The sequence below is a fragment of the Salinibacter grassmerensis genome (genome assembly GCF_947077765.1).
GTDB classification, from domain to species: Bacteria; Bacteroidota; Rhodothermia; order Rhodothermales; family Salinibacteraceae; genus Salinibacter; species Salinibacter grassmerensis.
In genome coordinates, this window is record NZ_CAMTTF010000001.1 from 691,540 (window position 1) to 708,485 (window position 16,946).

Annotated in this window: 12 protein-coding genes and 1 pseudogene; all 13 read left to right on the forward strand. The window is 64.9% G+C overall.

Annotated features, from left to right (window positions below):
• Positions 1 to 407: 407 nt before the first annotated feature.
• The 13 genes and pseudogenes from cysD to OJB03_RS02645 all read left to right on the forward strand — a co-directional run bounded on the left by cysD (position 408) and on the right by OJB03_RS02645 (position 16,896).
• Positions 408 to 1,319, forward strand: coding sequence for a sulfate adenylyltransferase subunit CysD (gene cysD, locus OJB03_RS02585; RefSeq protein ID WP_263784965.1), 912 nt, complete (start codon positions 408 to 410; stop codon positions 1,317 to 1,319).
• A 131-nt stretch (positions 1,320 to 1,450) separates the two neighbouring features.
• On the forward strand, positions 1,451 to 3,370 hold the full coding sequence (gene cysN / locus OJB03_RS02590; RefSeq protein WP_423816354.1) for a sulfate adenylyltransferase subunit CysN: 1,920 nt from the start codon (positions 1,451 to 1,453) through the stop codon (positions 3,368 to 3,370).
• A gap of 94 nt (positions 3,371 to 3,464) precedes the next feature.
• The gene (mntA, locus tag OJB03_RS02595; protein WP_263784968.1) at positions 3,465 to 3,908 is read left to right on the forward strand and encodes a type VII toxin-antitoxin system MntA family adenylyltransferase antitoxin; all 444 of its coding nucleotides are present in this window, start codon (positions 3,465 to 3,467) and stop codon (positions 3,906 to 3,908) included.
• Between the two features lie 85 nt (positions 3,909 to 3,993).
• A pseudogene (hepT, locus tag OJB03_RS02600) lies at positions 3,994 to 4,314 on the forward strand (type VII toxin-antitoxin system HepT family RNase toxin); the annotation flags it as partial.
• An 85-nt stretch (positions 4,315 to 4,399) separates the two neighbouring features.
• Positions 4,400 to 6,232: an SLC13 family permease gene (locus OJB03_RS02605; RefSeq protein WP_263784970.1), complete on the forward strand. Its 1,833-nt coding sequence runs from the start codon at positions 4,400 to 4,402 to the stop codon at positions 6,230 to 6,232.
• A 37-nt stretch (positions 6,233 to 6,269) separates the two neighbouring features.
• Entirely contained in the window at positions 6,270 to 7,331 is a 1,062-nt protein-coding gene (gene rfbB / locus OJB03_RS02610; RefSeq protein WP_263784972.1) for a dTDP-glucose 4,6-dehydratase, read from the forward strand.
• 102 nt (positions 7,332 to 7,433) lie between these two features.
• Positions 7,434 to 8,363, forward strand: coding sequence for a glucose-1-phosphate thymidylyltransferase RfbA (rfbA, locus tag OJB03_RS02615; protein ID WP_263784973.1), 930 nt, complete (start codon positions 7,434 to 7,436; stop codon positions 8,361 to 8,363).
• Positions 8,364 to 8,391: 28 nt separating this feature from the next.
• On the forward strand, positions 8,392 to 8,952 hold the full coding sequence (rfbC, locus tag OJB03_RS02620) for a dTDP-4-dehydrorhamnose 3,5-epimerase (RefSeq protein ID WP_263784975.1): 561 nt from the start codon (positions 8,392 to 8,394) through the stop codon (positions 8,950 to 8,952).
• A gap of 12 nt (positions 8,953 to 8,964) precedes the next feature.
• A complete protein-coding gene (gene rfbD / locus OJB03_RS02625; RefSeq protein ID WP_263784977.1) occupies positions 8,965 to 9,882 on the forward strand; it encodes a dTDP-4-dehydrorhamnose reductase in 918 nt (305 codons plus the stop codon).
• Between the two features lie 465 nt (positions 9,883 to 10,347).
• Positions 10,348 to 11,535, forward strand: coding sequence for an RNA-guided endonuclease InsQ/TnpB family protein (locus tag OJB03_RS02630; RefSeq protein ID WP_263784978.1), 1,188 nt, complete (start codon positions 10,348 to 10,350; stop codon positions 11,533 to 11,535).
• Between the two features lie 53 nt (positions 11,536 to 11,588).
• Entirely contained in the window at positions 11,589 to 12,095 is a 507-nt protein-coding gene (locus OJB03_RS02635) for a Uma2 family endonuclease (RefSeq protein WP_263784981.1), read from the forward strand.
• A 520-nt stretch (positions 12,096 to 12,615) separates the two neighbouring features.
• Positions 12,616 to 15,714: an SLBB domain-containing protein gene (locus OJB03_RS02640; RefSeq protein ID WP_263784983.1), complete on the forward strand. Its 3,099-nt coding sequence runs from the start codon at positions 12,616 to 12,618 to the stop codon at positions 15,712 to 15,714.
• A gap of 177 nt (positions 15,715 to 15,891) precedes the next feature.
• On the forward strand, positions 15,892 to 16,896 hold the full coding sequence (locus tag OJB03_RS02645) for an NAD-dependent epimerase/dehydratase family protein (protein ID WP_263784985.1): 1,005 nt from the start codon (positions 15,892 to 15,894) through the stop codon (positions 16,894 to 16,896).
• Positions 16,897 to 16,946 lie beyond the last annotated feature (50 nt).

Consider the following 16,946-nt stretch of genomic DNA (forward strand, 5'->3'; position numbering starts at 1 on the left):
TAATTTTTGGGTATCTAAACGTAACATAAAAAAGTGTCCGGCAAAGTCGAAACTGGACGTTGGGAGCGTCGCCACGTGAAAAAACGACGGATCAAGGCCCGTTCGGCCCGCGTCGTGGGCAGTGTGAGGCATCAATGACTCAAGGTAGGCATTGCTTTTCCGGATCGTGTTCCCGACGTTCACGCGTGGTTTGTATCATTTCCAATGGCATCACGCCCGACGCGCCCTGTATATTTCGTACCTCATGGGACGCTCTCTGCACCGCGGAAAAACCCACCTGCGGCATAGGCCTTGATGCTCCTGGGGGGTAAGAGGGACGGACGTCCCCGAATGTGCCCCGGTACGCCCTTTTCTGTACGGCGCGTCCCCTCGCGCCTGACTCTTTCAGAAGCCCTGCGCTACACATCATGCCCATTTCCAACGACACCTCCGAGCACCTCGACTGGCTGGAGTCGGAGGCGATTCACGTCATGCGGGAGACTGTGGCCCAGTTCGACAATCCCGTCCTCATGTTCAGTGGGGGGAAGGACTCGCTCACCATGATCCACCTGGCCCGGAAGGCGTTCTATCCGGCGAAGGTGCCGTTTCCGATTCTTCACGTGGACACGGGCCACAACTTCCCGGAGACGATCGAATTCCGGGACAACCTGATGGAGAAGCATGGCTTGGACCTGATCGTGGGCAGCGTGGAGGAGACCATCGAGTCGGGCCGGGCGAAGGAGGAGCAGGGGCCGGATGCGAGCCGCAACAAGCTCCAGATCGTGACATTGCTCGACACGATTGAAGAGCAGGGCTTCGACGCGGCCCTGGGCGGGGCGCGCCGGGACGAAGAGAAGGCGCGGGCCAAGGAGCGCTTCTTCTCCCACCGGGACCGATTCGGGAACTGGGACCCGAAGAACCAGCGCCCGGAGCTCTGGAACCTGTACAACGGCCGGAGCCGGCAGGGCGAGCACTTCCGCGCCTTCCCCCTCAGTAACTGGACGGAGCTGGACGTGTGGCAGTACATCCAGCAGGAGGGCGTTGAGATTCCGAGTCTGTATCTGGCCCACGAGCGCACGATGTTCGAGCGGGACGGCGTGCTGCTTCCGAAGTCGCCCTACAATGATCTGCGGGCGGACGAGCACTACGTGGAGAAGATGGTCCGCTTCCGGACGATTGGGGACATGACCTGCACCGGCGCGGTGGAGTCGACGGCGACGACGCTCGACGAGGTGATCGCGGAAGTGGCCACGACGCAGCAGGCCGAGCGCGGGGCCCGGGCCGACGACCAGCGCGCGGAAGCGGCCATGGAAGAACGCAAGCGCGAAGGCTACTTTTAGGCCCCGGGACATTACGGCCACCGCCTAATTTGGGCGTTGGGAGGGCCAGGTGGCATCGGCCGGTCTCATGCATCGGCCAGTGCGCGCGGCCCGAAGGCACGACCCCACAACTCGACATTCGCATCTCGACAATCGACACTGATCTGATGGAGACGCAGGACATGGATGTATTGCGGTTTACGACCGCGGGAAGCGTCGACGACGGCAAGAGCACGCTCATCGGGCGCCTCATGTACGACACGCAGGAGATCTTCGAGGAGAAGATGGAGGAGATCGAGCGCAACACCCAGCGGGACGACGAAGAGCTGGAGCTGGCGCTCCTGACCGACGGCCTTAGCGCGGAGCGCGAGCAGGGCATCACGATCGACGTGGCCTACCGGTACTTCTCCACGCCGGAGCGCAAGTTCATTATTGCCGACACGCCGGGGCACGAGCAGTACACCCGCAACATGGTCACCGGCGCCTCGACGGCGGAGCTGGCCGTGGAGCTGATCGACGCCCGGAACGGGGTGCTGGAGCAGACGCGGCGGCACGGTTTCATCACCTCGCTGCTGCAGATCCCCCACGTCATCGTGGCGGTTAACAAGATGGATCTGGTCGGCTACAGCGAGGAACGTTTCCGTGAGATCGTGGCCGAGTATGAGGCCTTCGCCGACAACCTGGACGTGCAGGACATCACCTTCGTCCCGATCTCGGCCCTGAAGGGCGACAACGTGGTGCACCACTCCGATAACATGCCGTGGTACGAGGGGTCGACCCTCCTGCACCGACTGGAGAGCGTCCGGACGGAATCGACGCGCAACCAGGTGGACTTCCGGTTCCCGGTCCAGACCACGATCCGGCCCCACCAAGACTTCCGGGGCTTCGCCGGGCAGGTGGCGTCCGGAAAGGTGCGGCCGGGAGAAGAGATTACAGTGCTCCCGTCCGGGTACACCTCGGAGGTGGACGCGGTCACGACCCTGGATGGCGACCTCGACGAGGCGGGGCCCGGCGAGTCGGTGGTCCTCTCGCTGGAAGACGAGATCGATGTCAGCCGTGGGTCGATGATCGTGCGGAGCCGCAACAAGCCGGACGTGACGCGGCAGCTGGACGCCGACCTCTGCTGGATGAACGAGGAGGGTATGCGCCAGGACCGCCCCTACGTCCTGCAGCACACCACGCGCCGCACGCAGGCCTACGTGTCGAAGATTGTGTACCGGACGAACGTGGAGACCTTCCACCGGGAGGAGGCCGACACCTTTGAGCTTAACGACATCGGACGGGTCGAGATCGAGACCGCCGATCCCCTGTTCGTCGATCCGTACAAGCTCAACCGGGCGACGGGCAGCTTCATTCTCATCGACCCGGACACCAACGACACGGTGGCCGCCGGCATGATTCGGGGCGTGGCCGAGGACGTGACGCCGTTCGGCGAGCACGCGGAGCCGCAGACGGAGGACGAGCCGCAGAGCTCCCCGAACGTGGTGTGGGAGGGGCTCCAGATTCCGCGGGAGGAGCGCGAGAAGCAAAACGGCCACAAGGCCGGCGTCGTGTGGCTGACGGGCCTGTCCGGTGCCGGCAAGTCCACCATCGCGAAGGCGGTGGAGGAGCGCCTGTTCGATGCGGACGTGCAGACGATGATGCTCGACGGGGACAACGTGCGGCACGGCCTGAGTGGCGACCTCGGCTTTGCGCCCGCCGACCGGAAGGAAAACATCCGCCGGGTGAGCGAGGTGGCGCGGCTCTTCTTCGAGCAGGGCAACGTGACGCTCTGCTCGTTCGTCTCGCCCTACCAGGAGGACCGGGACAGCGCGAAGGAGCTGCTGCCGGAGGACGTAAGAGACCGCTTCCTGGAGGTGCACGTCGACTGCCCGCTGGAGGTGTGCAAAGAGCGGGACACGAAGGGTCTCTACGCGAAGGCCGAGGCCGGCGAGATCGCCAACTTTACCGGCGTCTCGGCGCCCTACGAGGCCCCGGCGGACCCGGACGTGGTGGTCGATACCGACGAGAACGACGTGGACGCGTGCGCCGATCAGATCGTCGAGGCCCTCGAAGCGCGCGGCATTGTCTAACCGACTGGGGGGGGGACGGACGGGGCAGTGATCTTTCCTGGGGACGCTTCGTTCAGGTCGACAGACTCCCCCTTGTCTCAGACTCCCCGCCGTCATGCTTTCCGAGACCACTGCGGATCGGCTCCGAAATGTCTTTGCGGATCACCCTGCCGTGCGGGCGGCATACGTCTTCGGATTCGTCGCGGGCGATCGCGAACGAGACCGCAGCGACCTTGATCTCGGCATCGTCGTCGATTCCGATCGGTGGAAGCCCACCGACGACAAGGTCCCGCTCGTCACCGACGACAAGGTCCCGCTCGTCACCGACTGCATGGAGGCGGCGGAGCGGGACTGGATCGACCTCGTCGTGCTCAACGGCGCCCCCCTCGTGCTGCAGTTTGAGGCTGTGCGGCCGAATGTTCTTCTCTATGCCCGGGACGACTTCCATCACGGTCGCTTCTTTTCGAAGGTCGCTCGCATGTGCTGGGATTTTGAGCCCCACTTCCGGCGGCAGCGCAAGGCCCTCAAAGAACGCCTGCGAGAGAAGGCCCATGGTTGACCCAAACGTGATCCGGCGCCGGCTGCAGAAGCTCAGCGAGTACCTCGATATTCTGAGGACGACGCAATAGTACTCGCGCTCGGAGTTCGTCGAAGACCCCTGCCTCTACGGAAGTGCTGAGCGATTTCTGCAGTTGTCGATTGAATCTATCAACGATATAGCCAGCCACGTGGTCGTCGATGAGAACCTCGGGGCCGTGGAACGGGCTCAGGATTTGCCCGACATCTTCGAGTCCGAAGGACTGATCGGGGAGGAGATGCGCGAGCAATGGACCGATATGGTTGGATTGCGGGACGCGCTCGTGCACGACTACCTCGACATTGACCGTGACATTGTATACGAGGCGATTCAACACCGACTCGATGAGATTGAACAGCTCCGCTCCGTCTTCTCCCAGTTTCTTTGAGAAGCACACCACTTCGACCAAAAAGGTTTTTTCAACTTCTTTGAGAAACTGACCGCGTTTCGCTTCTCATTCGATAGTCCTTCTCGTGGGTTCGCTTGGCAGTCTCGGCCTCAATGCCTGGATCACCGTTGCCGTGGTGGTCGGACTGGTCGGGGCACTGATGGCAGATGTGGGACGGCCGGACCTCGTGCTGCTGAGCGGCCTCGCGGTGCTGCTCGTCACGGGCGTCGTGTCGCCGGGGGAGGCCTTCGCCGGGTTTTCCAACTCCGCCGTCCTCACCGTGGGCGCCCTCTATGTGGTGGCCGGGGGCGTGCAACAGACGAATGCCCTCTCGAGGCTTGACCGGGTGCTCTTTCCCGACACCACGCGGCTCGGCCCCGTTCTGGCCCGCTTCATGGTGCCGACCTCCGTCCTGTCCGGGCTGCTCAACAACACGCCCATCGTGGCGATGCTCACGCCGCGCCTGCAGGAATGGGCCGATGCGCAGGACATCCCCGCCTCGAAGCTGATGATCCCGCTCTCCTATGCGGCCATCACCGGGGGCATGATGACGCTCATCGGGACCTCCACGAACCTCATCGTGGCGGGCCTGATGGAGGCGGAGGGCTACGAGCCGCTCCACCTGTTCGATGTTACCTGGGTCGGCGTCCCCGCGGCCCTGGTCGTGATTGCCTATTTTGTCCTGGGGGGTCATCGGCTGCTGCCGGACCGCGGCGCCTCCGCCCCGGCGGCCGAGCGGCAGCTGGGCCAGAACATGTTCGAGGTCACGGTGACCGCGCCGTCCTCCATCGTGGGCCAGACGGTGGCCGAGGCGGGCCTGCGCGACCTCGGCGACGCCTACCTGACGCACGTCCGCCGGGGAGAGGAGGTGCTGCAGGGCCGCCCGGACCGCACCCTCGAACAGGGCGACATCCTGGCCTTCAACGGCAGCCTGGCCGCACGCGAGCGGCTTTTGGGGCGCCGGGGCCTCACGCGGACCCTGCCCCACCCGGACGGGGCCCACGGCGCCCCGGCCCGCTACGAAACCCTGCCGCTCTACGAGGCGGTCATTGCCGAGTCCTCGGACCTCGTGGGCACCACGCTCGGGGAGGCGAACTTCCGCGAGCAATACCAGGGCGTCGTCCTCGGCATCCAGCGCCAGGACGAGCCGGTGACGAGCCCGGTGGGCACGACGGAGCTGCAGGCGGGCGACCTGCTGATCGTGGAGGCGCCGGACGACTTCGAGGAGCGGTGGAGCAGCGGGAGCCGGGAGGAGTTTTACCTCGTGGCGCCCCGCGACGGCCGGGCGCGCCGGAGCGGGGCACCCGAAGATGATGAGGAGACGGATCGGTCGGGGTGGGCGCCGATCGCCCTGGGCCTGACGGGCGCGATGGTGCTCGCGGCGGCGACGGGCCTGGTGCCCATCGTCACGGCCGCCTTCATCGCGGCCCTCCTCATGATCCTGGCCGGGTGCATCCGGGTGGCGGAGGCGCAGCGGGCGCTCAACGTGCAGGTGCTGGTTGTGATTGCGGCGGCACTGGGCATTGGGACGGCCATCGAGACCACGGGCCTCGCGACGGCGGCGGCCCAGGGCGTGCTTTCCGTCGCCGAGCCGATCGGGCCTGTGGCCGTCCTCGTGGCCCTCTACCTCTTGACCAACCTCCTGACCGAAATCATCACGAATAACGCCGCGGCGGTGCTGATGCTACCCATCGCGATGGCCGCGGCGTCGAGCCTCGGGGCTCCGCCCATTGCCTTTGGGGTCCTCGTGGCCGTGGCGGCCTCCGCGAGCTTCCTCACGCCCATCGGGTACCAGACGAACCTGATGGTGATGGCACCGGGGGGGTACCGGTTCAGCGACTACGCCCGCGTGGGCTGGCCGGTCACCCTGCTGGTGATGGGCACGTCGGTGGGCATCATTTCGCTAGTCTGGCTGTAGAGGGTCGACCCGTCATCCCCATAACCATTTTGCTCGCATGAACGATACTCTCTTCGTGACCGGCGGGGCCGGCTTTATCGGCTCGGCGGTGGTGCGCCACCTGATCCAAGAGACCGAGGCGACCGTCGTCACGGTCGACGCCCTCACCTACGCCGGGCACCGCGAGAACCTCGCGCCGGTCACAGGCCACCCCCGTCACCACTTTGAGGTGGAGGACATCACCGACGCCCCGGCCATGCACCGCCTTTTCCGCGAGCACGAGCCCGGCGGGGTAATTCACCTCGCGGCCGAGTCGCACGTGGACCGCTCCATCGATGGCCCGGCCGCCTTCGTGCAGACGAACGTGGTGGGCACGCAGGTGCTACTGGAGGCGGCGCGGACTTACTGGGAGGACCAGGGCAGGCCCGAGAGATTTCGCTTCCTCCACGTTTCAACCGACGAGGTGTACGGGGAGCTCGGCGAGACCGGCGCGTTTACCGAGGAGACCCCCTACGACCCGAGCTCCCCGTATTCGGCCAGCAAGGCCGGGGCCGACCATCTCGCTCGGGCGTGGCAGCGCACCTACGGCCTGCCGGTCCTCATCACCAACTGCTCGAACAACTACGGCCCGCGTCAGCACCCGGAGAAGCTCATTCCGGTCGTCATCCGCAGCGCGCTGGACGGGGCGCCCATTCCGGTCTACGGCACCGGCGAGAACGTGCGCGACTGGCTCTACGTGGAGGACCACGTGCGGGCGCTACTGCGCGTGCTAACAGATGGAGAGGTGGGAGAAACGTACAACGTCGGCGGCGATCAGGAGCGGGAGAACATTGCGGTCGTCCGACAGATTTGCGACATTCTCGACGAGGCGCGGCCCCCGAGTGGCGCTCTTGATACCAGAAGCCACCACGACCTGATCACGTTCGTGGAGGACCGGCCGGGGCACGACTGGCGCTACGCCATCGACGCGAGCAAGGTCGAGTCGGACCTGGGGTGGGCGCCGCAGGTGCCTTTTGAAGAGGGCCTGCGCCGGACGGTCGACTGGTACGTGGAGCACCGGGGCTGGGTGGAGGCTGTTGGGGCAAACGCCGACGAGGAGTCGACAGGAGACGTGAGTTGACATGGGAACCGTGTATTGTGAGACGGGGAAAAGCCGCTCCGGACATTCGCGCATCACGTGCCGTGACGAGAGGTCTTCTCATCGCTGAATAGCGTGAACGACATGAGTAGCGACGCACACAACACGGCCCGCACTCGGAAGGGCATCCTCCTCGCCGGCGGCGCCGGCACGCGGCTATACCCGGCCACCCGGGCGGTGAGCAAACAGCTGCTGCCCGTCTACGACAAGCCGATGGTGTACTACCCGCTCTCGACGCTGATGCGGGCGGGCATCCGGGACATCCTGCTCATCTCGACGCCCAAAGATCTGCCCCGGTTTGAGGACCTGCTGGGCGACGGGGCGCAGTGGGGGCTCAACCTCCGGTACGCCGAGCAGCCGGAGCCGAAGGGCATCGCGCAGGCGTTCACGATCGGAGCGGACTTCATCGACGGCGACGACGTGTGCCTCATCCTCGGCGACAACATTTTCCACGGGGGCGGACTGGGCGAGAAGCTGCGCCGCGCCTCCGGGCAGCCGTCGGGCGGGACCGTGTTTGCCTACTACGTGAACGATCCGGAGCGCTACGGGGTCGTGGACTTCGACGAGGCGGGCCGGGCTCTCGCTATAGAGGAGAAGCCCGACGTGCCCCCGTCCAACTACGCAGTCACCGGGCTTTACTTTTACGACGCGGGCGTCGTCGACGTCGCTGCGGGCCTGGAGCCCTCGGGTCGAGGCGAGCTGGAGATTACGGACGTGAACCGGCACTACCTCCAGCGGGACGAGCTCCAGGTCGAAACCCTGGGGCGGGGCATGGCGTGGCTCGACACCGGCACGCACGACTCGCTGCTCCAGGCGGCCAACTTCGTGCAGACGATCGAGGAGCGCCAGGGCCTGAAGATCAGCTGTCCGGAGGAAGTGGCCTGGACCCAGGGCTGGATCGAGGCCGATGACGTGGTGCGGATCGGCCGATCGATGGACAACAACGCCTACGGCCAGTACCTGCTCGACCTCGTGGAGCGAGTCCGGAGCGACACCACGCCCACTTCCACCTAGCATTCTTTCTGTCTCGCCCTGCCGTCCGATGACTGTTTCCGAGACCACCCTCCCCGGCGTGCGCCTTATCGAACCGGACGTCTACACGGACGATCGCGGCTCGTTCGCCGAACTCTGGAACGCTCGAGACTACGGGCACCAGGGCCTCGACGTCACCTTCGTTCAGGACAACCTGTCCCGGTCCCGCGAGGGGGTGCTCCGGGGGCTGCACTTCCAGAACCCCCGGCCGCAGGGAAAACTGATCTCGGTGCTGAAGGGGGCCGTCTACGACGTCGTTGTCAACGTGCGGGCCGATGCGGACACGTTTGGGGCGTGGGAGGGGCAGGTCCTGTCGGCAGAGAACGCGCGGCAGCTGTACGTGCCGGAGGGGTACGCCCACGGCTTCGTGGCGACGAGCGGCGACGTCCTCTTCCACTACAAGTGCACCGACTTCTACCACCCGGAGGCCGACCGGACGATTCGGTGGGACGACCCGGCCCTCGACATCGACTGGCCGGTGAACGATCCCGTTCTCTCGGAGAAGGATGCGGGGGCCTCCACGCTGGACGCGATGCCCCGCGAGGCCCTTCGGTTCGACGCCGTTCGATAAGTTCGACCCGCAATGCCCGACGCGACCGCCTCCATTCTACTGCTCGGCGCCACCGGCCAGGTGGGCCACGAACTCAGGTGCACCCTCGCGCCGCTCGGCGCGGTGCACACGCCAGGCCGAGCCGCGGTGGACCTCAGGGTCCCGGACGCCATCCGTCGGGCCGTCGACGAGATCGGTCCGGACCTCATCGTGAACGCGGCGGCCTACACCGACGTGGACGGGGCCGAAGACGCGCCGCGCCGCGCCGCCGCCATCAACGCCGAGGCGCCCCGCGTGCTGGCCGAGGCGGCCCAGACGACGGGGGCCTGGCTGGTGCACTACTCCACGGACTACGTGTTTGACGGGACGAAACGTGCCCCGTACACCGAAGACGACGCCCCGAACCCCATCAACGTGTACAGCCGAACGAAGCGGGACGGGGAGGCGGCCATCCAGGCGGTCGGCGGGCGCCACGTCATCCTGCGCACGAGCTGGATGTACAGCCGCCGCCGCTCGAACTTCGTGCGGACCATGCTGCGCCTGGCCGACGACACCGACCGGCTGACCGTGGTGGACGACCAGCTTGGCGTGCCGACCTGGGCGGGCTGGCTCGCCGAGGCGACGACCACGATCTGCAACTCCCTTCTTGGGGCCGAGGGCGCGTCCAAGGCAGGGTGCTACCACCTTGCCGGGACCGGCCAGACGAGCTGGTACGGCTTCGCCCGGGCGGTCTTCGCGCAGTTTGGCCGTACGGACGTGGCGGTCGAGCCCGTCTCGTCGGACGCGTACGACACGGCCGCTCCCCGTCCGGCCTACACCGTGCTTGACTCCAGCCGCGCACGGGCCGCCTTTGACCTGCCGGCCACGACGTGGACGGCGCAGCTGGATCGGTTCTGCGAGCGGATTGGTACGGAGAAGGGCACCCCGAAGGCGCCATTTGCGTCCGTTTGATCCATTATCTTCGTCGCGCCTCCTGGCCCCTCCGAGGCTGATCGCATTCTGACAGCGGTCGTGGAGGACTGACCCTGATCCCCCAACGAGCTCCCACGAGAGCAGCTTACCGGCCGCCAGCATTGTCTTCGCGTCAGGGGTCTCTGACTACCTTGCGGTGCGTTCGTGTCCAACCGCGAAGGCGCACCCATTGGCGCTGACTTGGCCGTAGAGCTTCTGCGTAGGGGAATGGGTTTAGACCTGGGGCTGACTGAGAACCCAGCCCGCTACGCTTGCGTTTCCGCAGTGCCTCAAACAGTCAGCTACTCTATAGTATTAGGTAGAGCGCGGGAAGGGCTAGGAAGCTGTCGCTACAAGGATTCCCGGCTTTAGCCGGCCTGCAGAAAACCCTTCTCGTAGGCGAAGAGCGGGCCGGACACGCGCTCTTCGAAACCCTATCAACCCACGGTTATTGTTGATAAAACAATGAGAAACGAGATCAAGCGCACATACCGATACCGCCTGTATCCAAGCGAGGCGCAAAAAGCTGAACTCGCCCGTACGTTCGGGTGTAGCCGATGGGTGTACAACTGGGCGCTTGAGACCAAAACAAAGGCGTACTATCAGGACGAAGAGTCCCTTTCGTTCACGGGTCTCTCCAGCCGACTCACCTCCAAGAAGAAGGAGGACGAGACCAAGTGGCTGTCGGAGGTCAGTGCGGTCACGCTCCAACAAAGCCTTCGGAACTTGAATCAGGCGTTCACCAACTTCTTTGAGGGCCGGGCGGAGTACCCATCATTCAAGTCGAAAAAAGGAGATCAGACTGCTCGGTACGTGGGCACCGCGTTCGACATCCGAGAAGAGAACGGGAAGCGGAAGCTCCGTCTTTCGAAGATGCCCGGACTGATCAACATCCGGTGGTCCAGAGAGCTTCCCTCTCAGCCGAGCAGTTGCACCGTCACGAAAAACGCCGCAGGCCAATACCACGTCTGCTTCGTCTGCACCGAGGAAGTCGAACTTCTCCCGAGAGTCAACGGAGAGGATGGCGACCTAAAGCCAGTCGGAGTGGACCTTGGTATCGAGAGTCTCGTGACGCTCTCCACGGGCGAGAAAGTCGGGAATCCGCGCTGGTTCGAGAACGAACAGGAGCGGCTTCGCCGCGAACAACAGAAACTCTCCCGCAAAGAGAAAGGATCGAACAACTGGGAGCGGCAGAGAAAGCGCGTGGCGAAGGTCCACCAGCGCATTCAAGACCGACGCAAGGACTTCATCGAGAAGCTGACCACACGTCTCGTGGAGAATTTTGACATAATCGTGGTCGAAGACCTGTCGGTGAAGAGTATGCAGCAAAACAAGAACCTTGCCCGTCATATCTCTCAGGCGGGATGGGGCCAGATTGTCCGACGGCTCCGAGATAAATGCGAGTGGTACGGGCGTACTCTTGTGGTTTCTGACAAATGGTTTCCATCTAGCCAGCGCTGCTCTGAATGCGGCCACGTCGACGGGAAGAAGCCTCTCGACGTGCGAGACTGGACGTGCAACGAATGCGGCGCTCATCACGACAGAGATGTTAACGCAGCAAAAAACCTGAGTAGGGTCGGGCAGACCCGAATTCAAGCACCCGGACAGCTGGATAAGACCGACGCGTTTGAAGTCGTCGGCACCGCTGGATGAACGGTAGAATCCCCCGCAAAGCGACAGCTGGATTAGCCGGGGGAGAAGTCAACATGCCCCATGCAGCCACGCAGGCTGAAGATCACCAGAAGCGATGGCAAGAGATCGCGGGCGACCCGTTGCTCGGTAGGCTCCCTTACAAAGTTGAGACCAACCACAGAGGCCAGGTCGCCCTGAGCCTACGCAAGAACCGTCACACATTTCAGCAGAAGGCCGTTCAAAAGAAGCTGGACCGGTTGCTTGCAGGTGGCGAGGCGTTCCAGGAACTGGCAATTGCTACCAGCGGGGGCACAAAACAGGCCGACGTGGTCTGGGCGTCCGACGGTCGGCTCACGGACATGAAAGAGACCGGAGACCCCACGACCCTTGCTCGGGAGGTTTGCGTCGAGGTGATGAGCGGCTCGAATGATTGGGACGAGATGCGCTCCAAGCGAGAGTTGTACCTGGAGGCTGAGGCCGAAGAGGTGTGGGTCGTTGACGAAAACGACCGTGTCCAGTTCTTCGGGCCGGAAGAGCTGGGGCGTTCGGAATTCGCTCCGGACTTCCCGGATGAGATATAGCTGAACCTCATGTAGCTAGACTTCGAAGCATGGGGCACGTGTGAAGGGACAACTCCCTCCTGCATTGGGAGACGGAAACTTCTCGCCAAGAGAGGTGGACCGGACGCCCCGCGACTCTTTTGCAGCAAAAGGTCAAGACAGGGGAATTCTCGGGTGCCGCCCGTGGTTGGCCGTCGACCGGGCAGTATCCGTCGGAAAAGAACCCCCCGAAGGAACCATTGCAGTGTCCGTGCGGTGGCGCACTACCCTTTGTGCTCGGCACGACGGGCAAGCGTGCTCAAAACCGCAGTGGCATTCCCATCGGTGGCGGCCCCAAAGCGCGACGGCCCGGCGGCCTACGAAGCGGCGTAGAGGCGAATATTCGAAAAAGCTGTCGGGGACGGCGCGGATGCGTTCGCCTTTCTGCCCGGCGCCACTTACCAATTACCTTCGGGTTACTCCCGCTGCCGTCGTCGCGGTTATAGTGCGGCGGCTGCTGTTCGGCTCCTTCCGGTCTCCCTATCATTCGATCGCCGTTGCGATGCGCTGGATCCTTTCGGTGCTTTGTGTTCTTCTGACGGCCCTGGCCGTTACGCCCGGCCCGGCCCAGGCCCAGCAGCGCGAGGAGCTGCCGGAGGAGGCGCGACAGGAGCTGGAGGAACGGGGCATGACGATCGACGAGGCGCGGCAGCGCCTGCGCCAGCTCGGCATCGACCCGAACAACCCAGAGCAGGCGGCCCGCCGGGCCCGACAGCTGGGCGTGCCGGAGGCGCGCATCCAGTCTCTGTTGCAGGCGGCCCGCCAGCGGCAAAGCCAAGATACCACGGGGGTCGGAATGGGGCAGCGCCAGGTTCCCCGCAACCCACCCTACCCGGTTCTGGCCGGCACCCCCGAGATCGACCCCGACAGCATCTCAGTGGGACAGCTGCCCCGCGACATCGAAGTGCGCGTGCCGCTGCGAAGCAGCAATCAGATCCGGCGGGTCCAGCCGGGGTTCCTTACGGCGGGGGGCGACTCGGTGCAGGCGCAAAATGTTCAGCGGGTCCGTGGCTCGGTGATCAACGGCACGTGGCGGGGCGACTTTACGGTTCCGAAGGACACGAGCAACGGCACGTGGAGCCTCTTCGTACGGGCCTCCACCCGAGACACGACGGTGACCTTGGCCACGGGCCGTCGCCTTACGATTTTTCCGGAGGGGGAGCTTCCGGACCGGGACACGACCCGGGCGGACCGGGATACGCTCACGTACTTCGGCTACGACACGTTTAAGACCATCCCGGAGGCCTTTACGCCCCAGCCGGGCGGGCCCGCCGATGGGGGTTACGTCGTGGGGCCGGACGATGAGCTGCGCCTCACCGTGTGGGGGGGAGCGGAGTTTACGTACGAGCTGCCGGTCGACCAGGGCGGGCGCGTGACGGTGCCCAATGTGGGCCAGTTTACGGTCTCGGGCAAATCGTTGAAGGAACTGCGGACGGAGATGAAGGAGTGGCTGTCCCAGAGCTACTCGGGGCTTACGAGCGACCCGCCGACGGTCTTCATGGACCTCACGCTCACCCGTGTGCGGCCCACGCAGGTCTTTGTGCTCGGCGAGGTGGCACAACCCGGCGGGTACGTGGTGAGCGGCTACTCGACCGTCTTTAACGCCCTTTACAGCGTGGGCGGGCCCCTGCGCCGCGGAAGCCTGCGCAACATCAGCGTCATCCGCGACGGGGAGGTCGTCGAAACCGTTGACCTATACGACTACCTGCTGCGGGGATACAGTCCCGACCCGGTGCAGCTGCAGAGCAACGACTACATCTTCGTGCCACCCCGTGGAGAGACCGTCGCCATCACCGGGCCCGTGAAGCGCCCGGCGTACTACGAGATGAGGGAGGACGAGACGGCGGCGGACCTGCTCGACTACGCGGGCGGCCTCAAGCCGAACGCCTACACGAAACGCTTCCAGATCGAGCGCATCGTGCCGTTTGCCGAGCGGGAGGACCCGTCTGTGGCCCGTGAGGTACTCGACGCCAACCTACAGGCGGCCCGCGCCGACACCGCGGAGGTCCCCCTGGCCGACGGCGACCGCGTCAAGGTCCTGTCCATCTCGGAGGCCCAGGCCCCGGCCGTCAAGGCGCGCGTTGACGCCGCGGAGGTCACGGGGGCGGTCCTCCAGCCGGGCCAGTACGAGATTGGGGGCCAGGTGCGCACCGTCAAGGACCTGATCGAGCAGGCGGACGGGCTGACGGGCGACGCCTACCGCGAGCAGGCCACCCTCGTGCGCATCAACGACAGCCTACGCGAGACGAGTCAGTCCCTCGACCTCCAGTCTGCGATGGAGGATCGACCCCAGTCGAACGTCGTCCTCCGCCCGGGCGACAGCCTGCACGTGGCGTCCGTCCGTGAGATGGAGGCGGACCGTCAGGTCCGCATCACCGGAGAGGTGCGCGATCCGGGCTCGTACCGCCACCGCCCCGGCATGACGGTGCAGAACCTTCTGCTCAAAGCCGGCGGGCTGACCGACGACGAGTACCTCAAGAAGGTTTTTCTGGGCCGGGCCGATCTGTTTCGGGTGTCGAGCGACGGCGACGAGGAGCGGGTGATTCCGTTTCACCTCGGCGACGCGCTGGCGGGAGAAGGCATGGCGGATCGCAAACTGCGCCCCGAAGATGAGATTCGCATCTACCCGGCGACCCTCGAGCGCCTGGAGGAGAAATTCGTGCAGATCAGTGGGGCGGTGCAGGACACCGGCCGCTACGCGTTCCGGGACAACATGACGCTCAAGGACGCCATCCTGCAGGCGAACGGGTTCACCGAGGGGGCCTCCCTCCGGCAGGTGAGTGTGACCCGGATGGTAGAGCGGGAGGGGCGAGAGGGACGGCGCGCCAGCACGGTGGAGGTGCCCCTGGTCGACCGGGACGTGGACCCCAAGAGCGTGAACTTCTCGGTGCGGGATACGGCCCGTGCGCTGGAGGCCGCCGACAACTTTGACCTGCAGCACCGGGACCGCATCTTCATCCGGAAGAACCCCTCGTTTCAGCCGCAGGAAACCGTCTCGGTCCAGGGAGAGGTGCAGTACCCGGGCGAGTACACGCTGCTCCGCGACAACGAGCGGCTCTCCAACGTCATCCAGCGGGCCGGAGGCATCTTGCCGACCGGCTACCTAAAGGGCGGGCGGCTCGTCCGGCCGGAGGCACAGGCAGACCAGGACTTCCGGGTGCAGCGGGAGGGCGAGCAGGTTATCGTTGAGATGGAGCGGGCCGTGCGGGGGAACCCGGCGGAGGATGTGATCCTGCGCCCGGGCGACGAGATTGTCATCCCGACCCAGCCGAACACCGTGGCCATCCGGGGCAACGTGGCGAACGAGGGGCTCATCAAGCACGAAGACGGGCGGCGCGTGGACTACTACCTCAGTCGCGCCGGCGGCACGCGCGAGAACACGCAGGATGTGTTCCTCACCCAGGCATCCGGTGCCACGTTCAAGGTCAACACGGGCTGGTTCCGGCGCGCGCCGGTCGTGGACGACGGGGCGGTGATCCGGGTGCAGCCCGAGCCCGAGCAGGAGCAGGAGATCAACTACACCGAGATTGCCTCCAACGTGACCCAGATCCTGTCGAGTGCGCTTTCCGTGCTGGTGCTTGCGGGCCGGGCCTTCAACTGATACGTGGAACGAAGTTTGATTAAAGTGTTTGGGCGAGGGGACATCTTGGTCATTTCATCCCACTGCGGGTTTTACGTTTACAGTAAGGAAGGAGCTCGAACGCACCCGGATCTACCGGGGCGGCATCGTTCCTCCGCGTCTTCCGACGCTCACTTTTTCACTTCAGGCCGTCTCTGCATGACATATTTAATCACGGGGGGCGCCGGATTTATCGGGAGCCACCTTGCCGATCGCCTCATCGAAAACGGGCACCGTGTGCGGGTCCTCGACGACCTCTCGACGGGGCGCCGAGAAAACATTGCCCACCTGGAAGGCCGCGACGAGTTTACGCTGACGACCGGGAGCGTTCTCGACGAGGATGTCCTGGACCGAGAAATCGGCGCTGCTGATCGGGTCGTCCACTTGGCGGCGGCGGTGGGCGTGAAGCGCATTCTGGATCGGCCGGTGGAGACGATCCACACCAACGTCGATGGCACGAAAAATGTGCTCCAGCGGGCCGCCGAGGAGGACAAAAAGGTTCTGGCGGCCTCCACCTCCGAGGTCTACGGGAAGGCCATGCAGGAGAACGAAGACCTCGAGGCCCTTTCGGAGACGGACAACTGGACCCTCGGGGCGACCGGCAAACGGCGCTGGGCATACGCGTGCACGAAGGCAATGGATGAGTTTCTGGCCCAGGCCTACCACGACGAGTACGGCCTTCCGGTGACCTGCGTCCGCTTCTTCAACACGGCGGGCCCGCGGCAGTCCGGACAGTACGGCATGGTGATCCCGACGTTCGTCGAACGGGCCCTGAGCGGACAGCCCCTCGATATCCACGGAGACGGCACCCAGACGCGCTGCTTTACCCACATCGACGATGCGGTTCGGGCGGTCGTCCAACTCCTGGATACGCCGGCGGCTGAGGGGGAGGTGGTCAACGTCGGACAGCCGACGGAGATCTCCATTAACGACCTAGCCGAGCGGGTCCTGGCGCTCACGGGTTCGAACGCGGACGTCCGGCACGTGCCCTACGAAGAGGTCTATGGCGACGGGTTCGAAGACATGAAGCGCCGGACGCCGGACTGCTCAAAGCTTGCTGACCTCACCGGATACGAACCCCAACGCACCGTCGACGACATCCTGCGTGACGTGATCGAGGAGGTGGGAGCAGCGAAAGACGAGGAAGCTGGGGCTGTCGCGTAAACTCTATGTGATTGAGGCGGGGAACCGTCCATCCCGAAACCTGCCTGTGT

Bases quoted from the DNA above. Each gene is read 5' to 3' on its own strand.
- cysD (WP_263784965.1), top strand. From the start codon at position 408: ATGCCCATTTCCAACGACACCTCCGAGCACCTCGACTGGCTGGAGTCG.
- mntA (WP_263784968.1), top strand. From the start codon at position 3,465: ATGCTTTCCGAGACCACTGCGGATCGGCTCCGAAATGTCTTTGCGGAT.
- rfbB (WP_263784972.1), top strand. From the start codon at position 6,270: ATGAACGATACTCTCTTCGTGACCGGCGGGGCCGGCTTTATCGGCTCG.
- rfbA (WP_263784973.1), top strand. From the start codon at position 7,434: ATGAGTAGCGACGCACACAACACGGCCCGCACTCGGAAGGGCATCCTC.
- rfbC (WP_263784975.1), top strand. From the start codon at position 8,392: ATGACTGTTTCCGAGACCACCCTCCCCGGCGTGCGCCTTATCGAACCG.
- rfbD (WP_263784977.1), top strand. From the start codon at position 8,965: ATGCCCGACGCGACCGCCTCCATTCTACTGCTCGGCGCCACCGGCCAG.
- OJB03_RS02630 (WP_263784978.1), top strand. From the start codon at position 10,348: ATGAGAAACGAGATCAAGCGCACATACCGATACCGCCTGTATCCAAGC.
- OJB03_RS02635 (WP_263784981.1), top strand. From the start codon at position 11,589: ATGCCCCATGCAGCCACGCAGGCTGAAGATCACCAGAAGCGATGGCAA.
- OJB03_RS02640 (WP_263784983.1), top strand. From the start codon at position 12,616: ATGCGCTGGATCCTTTCGGTGCTTTGTGTTCTTCTGACGGCCCTGGCC.
- OJB03_RS02645 (WP_263784985.1), top strand. From the start codon at position 15,892: ATGACATATTTAATCACGGGGGGCGCCGGATTTATCGGGAGCCACCTT.